General features: G+C 71.7%; 14 protein-coding genes. 6 read left to right on the top strand and 8 right to left on the bottom strand.

The window, feature by feature from the left end; genetic code table 11:
• Positions 1–6 precede the first annotated feature (6 nt).
• Genes IG88_RS0119960 through IG88_RS0119940 form a run of 5 tightly spaced genes read right to left on the bottom strand, consistent with a single transcriptional unit; the run spans position 7 to position 4,275 of the window.
• The gene (locus tag IG88_RS0119960; protein ID WP_031042806.1) at positions 7–975 is read right to left on the bottom strand and encodes a glycine betaine ABC transporter substrate-binding protein; all 969 of its coding nucleotides are present in this window, start codon (positions 973–975) and stop codon (positions 7–9) included.
• A complete protein-coding gene (locus tag IG88_RS0119955; protein ID WP_031042804.1) occupies positions 972–1,841 on the bottom strand; it encodes an ABC transporter permease in 870 nt (289 codons plus the stop codon). Before IG88_RS0119955 ends, IG88_RS0119960 begins: the two co-directional genes overlap by 4 nt.
• Complete coding sequence (locus IG88_RS0119950; protein ID WP_031042802.1) at positions 1,838–3,109, bottom strand: betaine/proline/choline family ABC transporter ATP-binding protein; 1,272 nt, start codon at positions 3,107–3,109, stop codon at positions 1,838–1,840. The genes IG88_RS0119955 and IG88_RS0119950 overlap by 4 nt, the downstream gene beginning before the upstream one ends.
• Entirely contained in the window at positions 3,102–3,749 is a 648-nt protein-coding gene (locus tag IG88_RS0119945; RefSeq protein WP_031042800.1) for an ABC transporter permease, read from the bottom strand. The genes IG88_RS0119950 and IG88_RS0119945 overlap by 8 nt, the downstream gene beginning before the upstream one ends.
• Before the next feature lie 34 nt (positions 3,750–3,783).
• On the bottom strand, positions 3,784–4,275 hold the full coding sequence (locus tag IG88_RS0119940; RefSeq protein ID WP_031042798.1) for an Lrp/AsnC family transcriptional regulator: 492 nt from the start codon (positions 4,273–4,275) through the stop codon (positions 3,784–3,786).
• A gap of 126 nt (positions 4,276–4,401) precedes the next feature.
• Here IG88_RS0119940 and hppD point away from each other — a divergent pair, with 126 nt between their 5' ends.
• A complete protein-coding gene (gene hppD, locus IG88_RS0119935) occupies positions 4,402–5,547 on the top strand; it encodes a 4-hydroxyphenylpyruvate dioxygenase (protein WP_030402012.1) in 1,146 nt (381 codons plus the stop codon).
• 12 nt (positions 5,548–5,559) lie between these two features.
• On the opposite strand, the gene IG88_RS0119930 is transcribed toward hppD, so the two are convergent.
• On the bottom strand, positions 5,560–7,059 hold the full coding sequence (locus tag IG88_RS0119930) for a tetratricopeptide repeat protein (protein ID WP_234332226.1): 1,500 nt from the start codon (positions 7,057–7,059) through the stop codon (positions 5,560–5,562).
• A gap of 92 nt (positions 7,060–7,151) precedes the next feature.
• Here IG88_RS0119930 and IG88_RS0119925 point away from each other — a divergent pair, with 92 nt between their 5' ends.
• The gene (locus tag IG88_RS0119925) at positions 7,152–8,576 is read left to right on the top strand and encodes an FAD-binding oxidoreductase (protein ID WP_031042794.1); all 1,425 of its coding nucleotides are present in this window, start codon (positions 7,152–7,154) and stop codon (positions 8,574–8,576) included.
• Positions 8,577–8,589: 13 nt separating this feature from the next.
• On the opposite strand, the gene IG88_RS0119920 is transcribed toward IG88_RS0119925, so the two are convergent.
• Positions 8,590–9,027 (bottom strand): SsgA family sporulation/cell division regulator, encoded by a 438-nt coding sequence (locus IG88_RS0119920; RefSeq protein WP_031042791.1) that lies wholly within the window; start codon positions 9,025–9,027, stop codon positions 8,590–8,592.
• Positions 9,028–9,260: 233 nt separating this feature from the next.
• On the opposite strand from IG88_RS0119920, the gene IG88_RS0119915 reads away from it, so the two are divergent.
• Complete coding sequence (locus IG88_RS0119915; protein ID WP_031042783.1) at positions 9,261–10,766, top strand: RDD family protein; 1,506 nt, start codon at positions 9,261–9,263, stop codon at positions 10,764–10,766.
• Between the two features lie 104 nt (positions 10,767–10,870).
• Complete coding sequence (locus tag IG88_RS43785; protein WP_031042780.1) at positions 10,871–11,566, top strand: RDD family protein; 696 nt, start codon at positions 10,871–10,873, stop codon at positions 11,564–11,566.
• 51 nt (positions 11,567–11,617) lie between these two features.
• Here IG88_RS43785 and IG88_RS0119905 read toward each other — a convergent pair whose 3' ends face one another.
• A complete protein-coding gene (locus tag IG88_RS0119905; protein WP_037836263.1) occupies positions 11,618–11,911 on the bottom strand; it encodes a hypothetical protein in 294 nt (97 codons plus the stop codon).
• A gap of 436 nt (positions 11,912–12,347) precedes the next feature.
• Between IG88_RS0119905 and IG88_RS0119900 the strand changes: the two genes are divergently transcribed.
• Both IG88_RS0119900 and IG88_RS0119895 read left to right on the top strand, forming a co-directional pair.
• The gene (locus IG88_RS0119900) at positions 12,348–14,693 is read left to right on the top strand and encodes an immune inhibitor A domain-containing protein (RefSeq protein WP_031042775.1); all 2,346 of its coding nucleotides are present in this window, start codon (positions 12,348–12,350) and stop codon (positions 14,691–14,693) included.
• 146 nt (positions 14,694–14,839) lie between these two features.
• Entirely contained in the window at positions 14,840–15,184 is a 345-nt protein-coding gene (locus IG88_RS0119895) for a hypothetical protein (RefSeq protein WP_031042772.1), read from the top strand.
• Positions 15,185–15,186: the final 2 nt, after the last annotated feature.

The raw sequence follows: 15,186 nt of genomic DNA, 5'->3' as shown, positions 1-15,186 counted from the left end.
GACGCCTCACCCCTCCTTCACGAAGCCCTTCTCCTTCATCCAGTCCAGCGCCACCTGGTGCGGGTCCTCGCCGTCGACGTCGACCTTCGCGTTCAGGGTCCGCGCGACGTCGTTGGTCAGCGCCTTGGTGACCGGGTCGAGGACGGAGGCGATCGCCGGCCACTCCTTCAGGGTGGCCGTGCGGACCATGGGCGCCGCGTTGTAGTTCGGGAAGAACTTCCTGTCGTCCTCCATCACCACCAGGTTCATGGACTTGATCCGCCCGTCGGTGGTGTACACCTCGCCGTACGTACAGGCGCCCTTCGCGGTCTGGGTGTAGATGATGCCGGTGTCCATCTGCGTGATGTTCCCGGCGGGCAGCGACATGCCGTACGCCTTCTCCAGGCCCGGCAGGCCGTCCGCGCGGTTGGCGAACTCGCCCTCCACGCACAGCGTCACCGCGCCGGGGTCGGACTTCGCCAGCTCGGCCACCTGCGACAGGTTCTTCGTCCGGTACTTCTTGTAGTTGGCCTGGTTCATCGCGAGCGCGTACGTGTTGTTCAGCCGGGCCGGCGGCAGCCACGTCAGCCCCTTCTTCGCGTCGGCCTTCTTCACCGCCTCCCACTGCTGCTCGGGGTTGGGGATCGGCTTGCTGTTGCCCAGGTACGTGATCCACGCGGTGCCCGTGTACTCGTACGTGGCGTCGGCGTCGCCGTTCTCCACCGCCGCGCGGGTGCCGACCGAGCCCTGGATGCCGGTGCGGTCGAGCACGTCCGCGCCGGCCGCCTCGAAGGCGATGCCCATGATCGCGCCGAGGACCAACTGCTCGGTGAACTCCTTCGAGGTGACCGTCAGACTGGCCCCCTTCAACGGCTCCCCCCTGCCGATGGTGCCGGGCTTCACGTTGTCGACCATCGGGGAGCCGCTGGTCAGACCGCACCCGGCCGAGGCCGTGAGCAGCGCCGCGGCCAGCGTGCAGCAGGTACGCCGTCTCATGTGCCCACCTCCAGTCCCCGGGGACGCAGCAGCAGTTCGGCCAGCGAGGCCAGCCAGTCCACCAGCAGGGCGAGCGCGACGGTGAGGACCGAGCCCAGCACCAGCACCGGCATCCGCTGGCTGGTGATGCCGGTGGTGATCAGCACGCCCAGGCCACCGCCGCCGCCGAAGGTCGCCAGCGTCGCCGTACCGACGTTCAGGACGAGTGCCGTGCGCACCCCGGCCAGGATCAGCGGGACGGCCAGGGGGAGTTCGACCCGGGCGAGGACGCCCAGCGAGGACATGCCGATGCCGCGGGCCGCTTCCAGGAGCGTCGGGTCGTTCGCCTTCAGGCCGGCGATGGTGTTGGAGAGCACGGGCAGGACGGCGTAGATGATGATGCCGATCAGGGCGGCCCGGCGGCCGATGCCCAGCCAGATCACCAGCAGCGCCAGCAGGCCGATCGCCGGCGTCGCCTGGCCCATGTTGGCGAACGCCATCGCGAACGGGGTGGCCCTGCGGAACATCCGGCGGGTGAGCAGGATGCCCAGCGGGATCGCGATGATCAGCACGAAGAAGGTGGAGATCACCGTCAGTTGCACGTGCTGCCACAGCGCCTTGGTGACCTGGCCGTTGCCCAGGGCGTTGCGGCTGAGCGCGTCCAGGTCGGCCTGCCGGTACCACAGCCAGGTCGCCAGCAGTACGGCGATCAGGACGACGGGCAGGAAGGTCAGCTTGCGCCAGCCCACGCGGGGGGCGGCGGCAGAGGGGGCCGGCGGGGGAGTGCCGTCCTCCTCGTCCGCGCCCTCGTCCCGGAAGGCGAGCCCCTTGACCTCGTGCTCGCCCGGCGGGCGGCGACCGGGAACGGGCCGGGAAGCGCCGCTCACGCGCGGCCTCCGACCCCGCCGAAGCCCTCCTGCTCGGTGTGCGTCTGGGCGGCCCGGGTCTCCTCCAGGTCGTGCTGGTGCTCCAGGGCGTCGAGCCGGTCGGCCTCCAGCAGTTCGTGCACGGAGTTCATCAGCGTCTCCATGTCGACGACGCCCTCGTACGCGCCGCGCCGCCCGGTGACCGCGACCCGCCCCGCGTTGTCGGTGAGCACCGCCTCCAGCGCGTCCCGGAGCGTCGCGTCCCGGGTCACCGTGTCGTGGACCAGCGTCCCGGCCCGCGCCAGCGAGCCCCTGGCCCGCATCAGGTCGCCGCGCCGCAGCCACTTGTACGGGCGCCCGCGCCGGTCCAGGAGCAGGATCTCGTTGGTGCCCGACTCCCGCAGCCGGTCGAAGATGTGCTGGAGCGGGTCCTCCACGGTCACCGTCGGGTAGTCGGTGATGCCGACGTCCCGCACCCGGGTGAGGTTCAGGCGTTTGAGGGCCGCGCCCGCGCCCACGAAGCCGGAGACGAAGTCGTCCGCAGGGTTGGTGAGGATCGCCTCCGGGGTGTCGAACTGCGCGATGTGGGAGCGTTCGCGCAGCACCGCGATCCGGTCGCCGATCTTGATCGCCTCGTCGAAGTCGTGGGTGACGAAGACGATCGTCTTGTGCAGCTCCCGCTGGAGCCGGATCAGCTCGTCCTGGAGGTGGTCCCGGGTGATCGGGTCGACCGCGCCGAACGGCTCGTCCATCAGCAGCACCGGCGGGTCGGCCGCCAGCGCCCGCGCCACCCCCACCCGTTGCTGCTGGCCGCCGGAGAGCTGGCGCGGGTAGCGGCCGTGGAACTCCCCGGCGTCCAGCCCGACCAGGTCCAGCATCTCCTCCACCCGCGAGCGGATGCGGGACTTGGACCAGCCGATCATCTTCGGCACCAGCGCGATGTTCTGCGCGACGGTCATGTGCGGGAAGAGACCGGAGGACTGGATCGCGTAGCCGACCTTGCGGCGCAGCTTCACCGGGTCGATGTCGGTGACGTCCTCGCCGTTGATGCGGATGCGCCCGCCGCTGGGTTCGATCAGCCGGTTGATCATCTTCAGGGTGGTGGACTTCCCGCAGCCCGAGGGGCCCACGAAGATGACCGTCTCCCCGGCCTTGATCTCCATCGACACGTTCTCGACGGCGGGCTGCGGATTGCCCGGGTAGACCTTGGTGAGGGACTCCAGCTCGATGGTCGCGCCGGTGGTGTGGTCCGGCGCCGGCGCCGCGGCGCGCCCGTCGTTCTCAGACACGGATCCCCCTCGGAATGGTCAGCCGTCCCAGCAGCACGTACGCCGCGTCGAACAGCAGGGCCAGGACGATGATCCCGAGCGTGCCCGCGAGGACCTGGTTCAGCGCGTTCTTGCTGCCCAGCGAGGCGATCCCGCGGAAGATCTCGTTGCCGAGTCCCGGTCCGGAGGCGAAGGCGGCGATCGCCGCGATCCCCATCAGCATCTGCGTGGAGACCCGGATGCCGGTCAGGATCGGCGGCCAGGCCAGCGGCAGCTCCACCCGCAGCAGCCGTGCCGGGCGCGACATCCCGATGCCCTTGGCCGCGTCCACCAGCGACGGGTCGACCCCGCGCAGGCCCACGATCGCGTTGCGCACGATCGGCAGCAGCCCGTACAGGGTCAGCGCGGTCACCGTCGGCGGCACGCCGAGCCCCAGGACCGGGATGAGCAGACCGATCATGGCCAGCGACGGAATGGTGAGGATCGTCGACGTGGACAGGGTCGCCAGGTTCCCGGCCCACTCGCTGCGGTAGGTGACCACGCCGATCAGCACCCCGAGCAGGGTCGCCACCACCATGCACTGGAAGACCGCGCTGGCGTGCTGCGAGGCGTCGGCGAGCAACTGCTGGTGGCGGTCGCTCAGGTACTCCCAGAAGTCCACGTCCCCTCACCTCCGGGTCGGGGCCGGCCCGGCCTCAGTCGTGTCCGGCGCTGTCCCGGGCCGCCTGCTCCACCAGCGGGATGACCCGCAGCGGAACCGGGTTCTCCATCACGATCGCCGTGGCGGCCCGGACGATGCCATCAAAACCGACAACCCGGTCGATCACCCGTTGGAGATCGGCGTTCGAGCGGGCCACCAGACGGCACAGCATGTCCCCGGTACCGGTCGTCGTGTGCAGCTCCAGGACCTCCGGCACCGACGTCAAGTGCGCCCGTACGTCGGCCCCTTGGCCCTGGCGGATCTCCAGCGTCGCGAACGCGGTCACCGGGTAGCCGAGGGCCGCCGGGTCCACCTCCGGACCGAAACCGCGGATGACTCCGTTCGACTGAAGCCGGTCCAGCCGCGCCTGTGCCGTGCCGCGCGCCACCCCCAGCCGCCGGGACATCTCCAGCACCCCGATCCGCGGCTCCCGCGCCAGCAGAGCGATGATCCGCCCGTCCAGCCGGTCGATTCCCCTGCCCGCCACACCCCTCACCCTCCCGGCTGGTCATCCTGTACACATCGCCCGCCGAAACCGGCGTACCACTGGTCAGGTTGCCCAGTGAAAACGCAAACTATTGCGCACCTTGCGGAGGCGGGGGAACCTGCGGCTATGACGCAGACCACACACCACACTCCCGACACCGCCCGGCAGGCCGATCCCTTCCCGGTCAAGGGAATGGACGCGGTCGTCTTCGCCGTGGGCAACGCCAAGCAGGCCGCGCACTACTACTCCACCGCCTTCGGCATGACGCTGGTCGCGTACTCCGGACCGGAGAACGGCAGCCGGGAGACCGCGAGCTACGTCCTGGAGAGCGGCTCCGCCCGCTTCGTGTTCACCTCGGTGATCAAGCCCGCCACCGACTGGGGCCGCTTCCTCGCCCAGCACGTGGCCGAGCACGGCGACGGCGTCGTCGACCTCGCCATCGAGGTCCCGGACGCGCGCGCCGCCCACGCCTACGCCGTCGAGCATGGCGCCCGCTCGCTCGCCGAGCCGCACGAGGTCAAGGACGAGCACGGCACCGTCGTCCTCGCCGCCATCGCCACCTACGGCGAGACCCGGCACACCCTCGTCGAGCGCACCGGCTACGACGGCCCCTACCTGCCCGGCTTCGTCGCCGCCAAGCCGATGGTCGCCCCGCCCGAGAAGCGGGTCTTCCAGGCCGTGGACCACTGCGTCGGCAACGTCGAACTCGGCCGCATGAACGAGTGGGTCGGCTTCTACAACAAGGTCATGGGCTTCACGAACATGAAGGAGTTCGTGGGCGACGACATCGCCACCGAGTACAGCGCGCTGATGTCCAAGGTGGTCGCGGACGGCACCCTCAAGGTCAAGTTCCCGATCAACGAGCCCGCCGTCGCCAAGAAGAAGTCCCAGATCGACGAGTACCTGGAGTTCTACGGCGGCGCCGGCGTCCAGCACATCGCGCTGAACACCAACGACATCGTGGCGACCGTCCGCGCGATGAAGGCGGCCGGCGTCGAGTTCCTGGACACCCCCGACTCGTACTACGACACGCTCGGCGAGTGGGCCGGCGAGACCCGGGTGCCCGTCGACGTCCTGCGCGAGCTGAAGATCCTCGTCGACCGCGACGAGGACGGCTACCTGCTGCAGATCTTCACCAAGCCGGTCCAGGACCGTCCGACCGTCTTCTTCGAGATGATCGAGCGCCACGGCTCGATGGGCTTCGGCAAGGGCAACTTCAAGGCCCTGTTCGAGGCGATCGAGCGCGAGCAGGAGAAGCGCGGCAACCTCTGACCCGCACGCGCGCTAGCCGGGCGGGCCCTCCACGGAGGGCTCGCCCAGCTCCGTCAGCAGCCGCTTCGCCTCCGGCACCCGCAGCGGGGAGAAGTACGGGTTGAGGGTCAGCGCCTCCCGCAGGTGCCGCCGCGCGGGCCCGGTCCGCTCCAGCGCCCGCTCGATCACGCCCCGGTGGAACACGTGCAGCGCGCTGCGCACCCCGCCGCCCTTGTCGCCGTCGGTCGCGATCGTCGCGAACTCCAGCGCCTCCTCGTCCTCGCCGGTGCGGTGCAACGCCCAGCCCAGCGCGTCGGCGACCGCCGTCCCCGGCTGCCGCCCCCACTCCGCCCGCAGCAGCCGCACCGCCTCGGCCGGATCGCCGTGGTCCGCCTCCAGCCGCCCCAGAGCCAGCGCCTCGTTGGCCCCGGCCTCCTCGGCGCCCCGCGCCCGCTCCCGCAGCAGGTCGTACTCCACCCGCGCCGCCTGCCCGAGGCCCAGCGACTCGTACAGCTCGCCCAGCTCCATCGCGTACTGCGGACTCGGCCGCTTGGCCAGCGCCGCCTGGTACGCGGACAGCGCCTCCGTCGTGCGTCCCAGCGCCGCCAGCGCACGGCCCTGCCCGGCCTGTGCGGCGCGCTGGTCGGGGTCGGTGCGCAGCGCCTCCTGGAAGAACCGCAGCGCCTCCTCCCGGTCGCCGCGCTCGAACGCCAGCCGTCCGGCCTGCTCCAGGTAGGCCGCCCGCTCGGCCGGCGTCCCGGCCGCGGCCGCCGCGTCCGAGATCCGCGCCGCCGCGTCCTCCCGCCAGCCCCGGTCCCAGTAGACGCCCGCCGCCAGCGCCCCGGCCGCCGGGGCGTCCGGGCGCAGCTCCAGCACCTTGTCCAGGGCCCGGCCCGCGCCCTTGCCGTCGCCCAGCCCCGTGTACGCGTCGACCAGCACGGCGTGCGCCGTCCACCGCTTCGGCGCCGCCTTGACCGCGCTCTCGCCCCACTTCTTCGCCGCCGGGAAGTCCCGGCGCGCCACCGCCAGCGCCGCCAGCCCCTCCAGGGCCTGCGGATTGCGCCCGGGGCCCGTCTTCAGCGAGGTGCGCAGCGCCTGCTCGGCCTTGGGCCAGTTCGCGCTGTCCGCCGTCCGGCGGCCCTGTTCGACGTAGGCCGCGCCGAGCACCGCCCACGACACCCCGTCCCGCGGATGCGCCCGCAGATGGGCCTCCCGGTCGCCGATCAGCGCCGCCAGGTCCGGCAGCGCGGCGGGCACGCCCGTGGTGACCGCGCTCCGGGCGAGTGCCGCGGGCCCCGGCGCGGGCGGGGGAGCCTCGCGTCCGTCCCAGGGCGCCAGGAGAACCAGGGCCCCGCCGCCGAGCACGGCGACTGCGGCGACGGAGGCGATCAGCGCGCGGCGCCCGCGCCGGGGCCGTCGTCCGTCCCCGGTCCGCCTCCGCCCGGCGTTCCCGCCGGCGGTGGCGTCGGTGGCGTCGGTGACGCCGGGGCCGCCAGTGGCGTCCGTGGTGTCCATGGCCTTCGTGCCGTTCATGGCGTTCACTGTGCGCCAGTACGACGATCGCACCGGGCAGGCGACGGGTGCCGTCCACGGGGTTCACACCGATGGCCGTCGGATGCGAGCCTGTGATCATGAGCCGTATCGAAGCGCCTCGCGACGAAGACGACGCAGCCGCAGCGGTCACCGGCACGCTCGTCGGCCGGCTGCGCGCCGGGCTGCCCGCCGGTTCCGTCCTCACCGACCCCGACGTCACCGCCTCCTACGCCCACGACATGGCCGGCTTCTGCCCGGCCGGCGTCCCCGCCGCGGTCGTCCTGCCGCGCACCGTGGAGGAGGTCCAGCACGTCATGCGCACCGCGACCGCGCTGCGCGTGCCGGTGGTCCCGCAGGGCGCCCGCACCGGCCTGTCCGGCGCGGCCAACGCCACCGACGGCTGCGTGGTCCTCTCCCTGACCAAGATGGACCGCATCCTGGAGATCAACCCGGTCGACCGCGTCGCCGTCGTCGAACCGGGCGTCGTCAACGCCACGCTCTCCCGCGCGGTCGACGAACACGGCCTCTACTACCCTCCCGACCCCTCCAGTTGGGAGATGTGCACCATCGGCGGCAACATCGGCACCGCCTCCGGGGGGCTGTGCTGCGTCAAGTACGGGGTGACTGCCGAGTACGTCCTCGGCCTCGACGTCGTCCTCGCCGACGGCCGCCTGATGTCCACCGGCCGCCGTACCGCCAAGGGCGTCGCCGGGTACGACCTCACCCGGCTCTTCGTGGGCTCCGAGGGCTCCCTCGGCATCGTCGTACGCGCCGTCCTGGCGCTGCGTCCCAAGCCGCCCGCGCAACTGGTGCTGGCCGCCGAGTTCTCCTCCGCGTCGGCCGCCTGCGACGCGATCTGCCGGATCATGGAGGGGGGCCACGTCCCGTCCCTCCTCGAACTGATGGACCGTACGACCGTCAAGGCGGTCAACGACCTCGCCCGCATGGGCCTGCCGGAGACCACCGAGGCGCTCCTCCTGGCCGCCTTCGACACCGCCGACCCGGCCGCGGACCTCGCCGCCGTCGGCGCGCTGTGCGAGGCCGCCGGCGCCACCCAGGTGGTCCCCGCCGAGGACGCCGCCGAGTCCGAACTCCTCCTCCAGGCCCGGCGCCTGGCCCTCACGGCCCTCGACGCCGTCAAGGGCACCACGATGATCGACGACGTGTGCGTGCCCCGCTCCCGGCTCGGCGAGATGCTGGAGGGCATCGACCGGATCGCCGCGAAGTACGGCCTGACCATCGGCGTCTGCGCCCACGCGGGCGACGGCAACACCCACCCGACGGTCTGCTTCGACGCCTCGGACCCCGACGAGTCCCGGCGCGCCCGCGAGTCCTTCGACGAGATCATGGCCCTCGGCCTGGAACTCGACGGCACCATCACCGGCGAGCACGGCGTGGGCGTCCTGAAGAAGGAGTGGCTGGCGCGGGAGATCGGCCCGGTGGGACTGGAGATGCAGCGGGCCGTCAAACAGGTCTTCGACCCGCTGGGCATCCTCAACCCCGGCAAGCTCTTCTGAGCCCCGCAGCTCCTCACCGGGCGAGCAAGTCGGCCAGCCCGTCGTCGATGCCGAGCCGCGCGCCCTCCGTCCCCGGCGGCACCGCCCGCAGGGTCCGCTCCAGCCAGGCCGACACCTGCGGGGTGGGCGCCTCCAGGAGGGCGTCGCCGTCCGGGCTGCTCAGCGCGACCAGGACGACGCTGCGGCCGTCCGTCTTCGACGGCCACACCCGCACGTCCCCGTGCCCGGAGGGCCGGAAGACGCCCTCCACCAGCAGGTCGCGGGCGAACGTCCAGTGCACCGGGTGGCCGGAGTCGATGTGGAAGGCGATGTGGACGGCGTAGGGGTCGTCGGTGTGGTAGGCGAGCCGCGCCGGCACCGGGATGCCGTGCTCCGGCGACAGGATGAGCCGCAGCTCCAGCTCGCGTTCCACGACGGCGGGGCGGGCGTGACCAGTGGGGTCGGTGTGCATGGCGGGTTCCTCTCCCATGTCTCGTTCGGTCCTTGCCCAGGGAGAGCGGCCGCAGGCCGGATCATTACGCGGGTTCGCGGAACTTTTTTCCGAACCCCGGTCCAGGTGTGAAGGTCCCGGCACGAGGTTGCCCGGAAAGGGGTGGGTACGGCGGGACCGGCGGTGCGGATTGCGCCCGTCTGATAGATGTTGGAGCCCCCTATCAACCCCCGAGCAGATACGGGACGACGGACATGAGTGCCCCAACCCCGGCCCCCGGCGACGACAGGCCCCGCGAAGGGTATTACCCGGACCCCTCCATTCCTGGATACGTCCGGTACTGGAACGGCGCCTCCTGGGTGGCGGGCACGAGCCGGCCCGCCCCCAAGGACGGCGAGCCGCTCGCGCCGCCGCCCGGCGCACGGCCCTCCGTCGAGGAGACGGGACCGCACTTCTTCGACGAGGACCCGGTCGAGGACACGCCGCCCGCCGCCGCGTCCCAGCACGGCAGCCGTCCGGAGTCCGCCACGTCCTGGGGCGCCGACCGCTCCGGCCCCTCGGACCCTTCCGGCCCCCCGGACCCCTCCGGTTCCGCCGACGCGTCCGACGCCGGTGACCGGAGGGGGGCCTGGCCGGGCCCGGCGCGGGGCGCGGACCCGCGCGTCCCGCACACCCGGCAGCCGGCCGGAGACGCCGGTTCCGCCGGTCCGGCCCCCGCTTCCCCCGCTTCCTCCGGGTCCGCTCCCGTTCCGGCCCCCGCCTCCGCTTCGGAGGAGCGGACCGACAGCACGTTCGTCTTCCGGCGCCCCACGGCGGACGCCCAGGGTTCACCGGCGCAGGGCGGTGCCCCGGCTCCCGCGCAGGACGAGGGCACGATGACCTTCCGTGCGGTGGCCCCGCGCACGGGTCCGCAGTCCGCCGGGCCCGCGTCCGCCGCCGGGCCCGCGTCTGCCGCCGGTCCCGCGGGCGGTCCCGGTCCTGCTTCCGGTCCCGGTTCGGGCCCGGGCTTCGGGGCCGGCAAGGCGGCCGCCGCCCGCGCCGCCGCGGCGCAGCCCCCCGCGGTGCCGCACCAGGCATCCCCGCCGCGGCCCGCGCCCGCCGCGCCCGCCGCGCCCGCGGCCCCCGCCGCGCCGGTCGCGGCGGGCGGTCCCGGCGGGGGACAGACGTCCTGGGCACAGCAGGTGCACCGGCTCGCCGGGGCGGGGGAGGAACAGCCCGTCGCCCCCTGGAAGCCGCCGGTCGAGGACGTGTTCCAGGCCGCCGCACGGCGTCAGGCGGCGGCCCGCCCCGCCGGGCTCGGCAAGCGGCTGGCCGCCCGGCTGATCGACACGGTCGTCCTCGCCGGCGTCACCGCCGTGGCCGCCGTACCGCTCGGCACGAAGGCCGTCGACCACGTCAACGACAAGATCGACCGGGCGAAACTCTCCGGCGAGACCGTCACGGTCTGGCTGCTGGACGGCACGACCTCCGCGTACCTGGGCGTCGTGCTCGCCGTCCTGCTGCTCTTCGGCGTCGTCTACGAGGCGCTGCCCACCGCCAAGTGGGGCCGGACCCTGGGCAAGAGGCTGCTCGGTCTGGAGGTGCGGGACATCGAGGCCCACGAGCCGCCGGCCTTCGGCGCGGCGCTGCGCCGGTGGCTGGTGTACAGCGTCCCGGGCGTCCTGGCCGTCGGTGTGGTCGGCGTCGTGTGGTGCCTGTTCGACCGGCCTTGGCACCAGTGCTGGCACGACAAGGCCGCCAACACCTTCGTCGCGGGCTAGCCCGGCGGGCGGGGCCGTACCGAATGCCTCCGAACGGCGCACGCCCGTCCACCGGACGGCCCTCGGCGGATGCGCCGCGACGGAGTCCGGGTTCGACTCGGGACATGAGCAGCGAACCGCCCCCCGGCGCCGGCGGGCAGCAGCCGCCGGACGACGACCCGCTGAGGAAGAACCCCTACGACAACCCGCCTCCGCCCCCCGGCGGCGAGGGGCCCTACGGCGGCTCCCACGGCGCCCCGCCCCCCGGTGGCGGCGGTCCCTACGGTGGCGGCGGTCCGTACGGCGGTGGTGGGCCCTACGGCGGTGGTGGTCCCTACGGTGGTGGCGGTTACCCCACCGATCCGCTGGCCGGGATGCCCCCGCTCGCCGACAGCGGGCGGCGCACGCTCGCGCGGATCATCGACATGATCCTCGTGGGCATCGTGGTCTGGCTGCTCAGTTGGGCGTTCAACGTCCAGGAGTACCAGGTGAACGGCGACGAGGTCTCCGTGGGCAAGTCCTTCGGGCAGTCCGTGATCGCCGCCGTGCTCTACATCGCCTACGACACCTACATGACCACGGCCACGGGCCAGACCCTGGGCAAGAAGTGGCTCGGGCTGCGGGTGGCCAACCTGGACAACGGGGCGACACCGTCGGTGCAGACGTCGCTGATCCGGGCCCTGGTGCTGTGGATCCCGTTCGCCTTCTGCTGCGCCTGCGTGTGGACGATCATCGCGGGCGGCTGGAGCTTCTTCGACAAGCCCTACAAGCAGGGCCTGCACGACAAGGCGGCCAAGACGGTGGTGGTCAGCACCCGTTGACGGTCACGGGTCCAGGTGCCGCGGTGAGCGGCACCGGCCCCGCACTCCGTCTCAGGCGGCCCGCCCACGCGTCGACTCGGCGGTGCCCGCGGTGACGCGGGCCGAGGCGGGGATCCGTACCGGCTCCCGGGCGGTGGCGATGCCGCGGGCCGGCGCGGCGGTGGCCGTGCGGGTGGCGAGCAGCGGGACCGCCACGGCGACCAGCAGCCCGAGGGCGAGGGCCGCGACGGCGACGAGGGCGACTCCGGGACCCGAACTCGTCTGCGACAGCAGCAGCATGGCGAGTGTCGAGAAGATCACGGTGCACGAACCGTAGGCGAACTGTGCGGCAGTCGGACGGGGCATGGCCATCGTGTCCTCGGAAGGCAGTCAGGGGGTGAGACGGGCTGTCGGCCTGGCTTTCCGCCGGTCTCCGGGCGTTCCGCCAAGCGACTCTAACCCGCTGTGTGCCCGAGTGGAAACGGTAGTAAGCACGACCTAACCGGCACGGCCGATGCACGGGGGGCGCACGGATTCATGATGTCCGGGAAGCGGACGGTCCCGCGCGCCCGCCGGAACCGGCCGGGTCCCCTGCGAACCGGCGGAGGTCACGATCCGGTGTCCGCAAAGCGAACGTCCACTCCGCATAGTGCACTTGTTCTGCTCAAGTCAAGGTCTGTCTTTTCCGTCGAAGCTCTAGTCAAATGTCGTCACTTGACTACACGCGTTGATCACGTGTGCGCGGACTTTGCTCTGTTCTTGTCCCCCCTTCCGCGCGCGTGGACGCGGGGGAGGAACTCAAGTGTCCAGTAGATCTTGGAAGTTCAGAACGGCGGCGACAACCGTCGCATTCGCCGCGGCGGCCGCCACGTTCTCCGCGGCGGGCGTGGCGCAGGCGGACTCGCCGTCCCGGCCCGAGGCCGTGAACCGGCACGACCCCAGCCCCGAGAAGACCACGCGCTCCCACGACCTCAAGGGCCCCCTGAGCGACACTCAGGCCGCCCAGCGTGAGGAGGCCCTGAACCAGGTCATATCCGGCAAGGCCTCGGTGAAGAAGAAGGACGGCTCCAACGTCGTCCAGCTCAAGAGCAAGAAGGGCGACGCCAAGTACGTCGAGCTGGGCCGGGAGAAGACCGACAAGATCTTCACCATCCTGGTCGAGTTCGGCGACAAGGTCGACAGCCGCTACGGCGGCACCCCCGGCCCGCTGCACAACGAGATCGCCAAGCCGAACCGCAAGAAGGACAACTCCACGGCCTGGCAGGAGGACTACGGCCAGGAGCACTACCAGGACCTGTACTTCGGCTCCGGCAAGGGCGTCAACTCCGTCAAGACCTACTACGAGAAGCAGTCCTCCGGCCGCTACTCGGTCGACGGCGAGGTCTCCGACTGGGTCAAGGTCCCCTACAACGAAGCCCGTTACGGCTCCAACAAGTGCGACCCGGACAACTGCGCCTGGTACGCGGTGCAGGACGGCGTCACCGCCTGGGTCGCCGACCAGAAGGCGGCCGGCCGCACCGACGCCCAGATCAAGGCCCAGCTCTCCCAGTACGACCAGTGGGACCGCTACGACTACGACGGCGACGGCGACTTCAACGAGCCCGACGGCTACATCGACCACTTCCAGATCGTGCACGCCGGCGAGGACGAGTCCGCGGGCGGCGGCGCGCAGGGCGAGGACGCCATCTGGGCCCACCGCTGGTACGCCTTCGGCACCGACGCCGGCGCCACCGGCCCGGCCGGCAACAAGCTCGGCGGCACCCAGATCGGCGACACCGGCATCTGGGTCGGCGACTACACCATCCAGCCGGAGAACGGCGGACTGGGCGTCTTCGCCCACGAGTACGGCCACGACCTCGGTCTGCCGGACCTCTACGACACCAACGGCGGCGACAACTCCACCGGCTTCTGGACGCTGATGTCGTCCGGCTCCTGGCTCGGCACCGGCCGCAACGAGATCGGCGACCTGCCCGGCGACATGAACGCCTGGGACAAGCTCCAGCTCGGCTGGCTGAACTACGACACCGCCAAGGCGGGCGTCAACTCCTGGCACAAGCTGGGCCTGGCCGAGTACAACACCAAGCACAAGCAGGGCCTGGTCGTCGAGCTGCCGAAGAAGGCGGTCACCACCGAGATCGTTCCCCCCGCCCAGGGCGAGACCCAGTGGTGGAGCGGCAGCGGCAACGACCTCAAGAACACCCTGACCCGCAGCGTCGACCTCACCGGCAAGTCGTCCGCCGCCCTCACCCTGGACGGCTGGTACGACATCGAGGCCAACTACGACTTCCTCTACACCGAGGTGTCCACCGACGACGGCGCCAACTGGACCGCGCTCGACGGCACCTTCGACGGGCAGCCGATCCAGCGCGACGGCAGCGACAAGCCCGCCCTGAGCGCCACCGTGGACGCCTACGGCAAGCTGGTCTACCCGCTGGACGCCTACGCCGGCCGGAAGATCGACCTGCGCTTCCGCTACCAGACCGACGGCGGCCTGGCCATGAAGGGCTTCACCGCCGACCAGATCGCGGTGACGGCCGACGGCGAGACCCTCTTCTCCGACGACGCGGAGACCGAGGACGCCGCGTGGACGGCGGACGGCTTCACCCGCAAGGGCGCGTCCTTCACCAAGGACTACGCGCAGTACTACATCGCCGAGAACCGGCAGTACGAGTCGTTCGACAAGACGCTGAAGACCGGCCCGTACAACTTCGGCTTCACCGAGCGCCCGGACTGGGTCGAGCACTACGCGTACCAGAACGGCCTGCTGATCTGGAAGTGGGACACCTCCCAGGCGGACAACAACACCAGCCAGCACCCCGGCAAGGGCCTGGTCCTGCCGATCGACTCGCACCCGACCGCGCTGAAGTGGAAGGACGGCACGCTCATGCGCAACCGCATGCAGGCGTACGACTCGCCGTTCAGCCTCTACCGCACGGACGGCATGACGCTGCACAAGGCGGACGTCGCGAAGTACGTCCCGGGCTCCAAGGGCGTCTCGGTCTTCAACGACCGCAAGGACGACTACTGGGACCCGGCGAACCCGACCGGCGGTGTCCAGGTCACTGACACCAACACGAAGATCAAGATCCTCAAGGAGGCCAAGAACGGCTCGACGATCGAGCTGGAGGTCGGCCCCGCGGGCAGGTAAATAGCATCTGCCCAGGTCAGAGCATGATCGGCGGTGACCCCCTGGCGGGTCGCCGCCGATCCGTGTTTAGGTGCGTCCTGTGGTTCTCTTATTGACACCGGGTCCGGCAACCGGACCGGCCCAGGCTGACTCGGGGGTATGACCGCATGGCCGCAGGAGGCTTCTGCAAGCTGCCGAACGGCACGGTGGTGGTGGCACTGAACCTGCCCAGCCCCGCCGGCCGGGAGCCCGGGGGAGTGCGCTTCCTCGTCCACGCCCAGAACCGGGCGCGCGCCCTGACCAGGCTGCGCAACCTGGGGCTGCGCAGCGTCTACCTGCGGGGCAACGCGGCCCCGCCCACCCCGGACGAGGTCACCGCGGTCCTGCACCACCCGGACGGCCTGATATGGCGCACGGCACCGGCGGCCGGGGCGGTGGGCGGCCCGGAGCTGGTCCAGGAGCTGTGGCACCCGGTCCGGGCCCTGCTCGGACGCCCGGCCGCGCAGACCTAGGA

This window comes from Streptomyces sp. NRRL F-5650, from assembly GCF_000721365.1.
GTDB lineage: Bacteria > Actinomycetota > Actinomycetes > Streptomycetales > Streptomycetaceae > Streptomyces > Streptomyces ardesiacus.
Note: the sequence above shows the minus strand (reverse complement) of the source record. Positions and strands in the feature narration are given on the sequence as shown.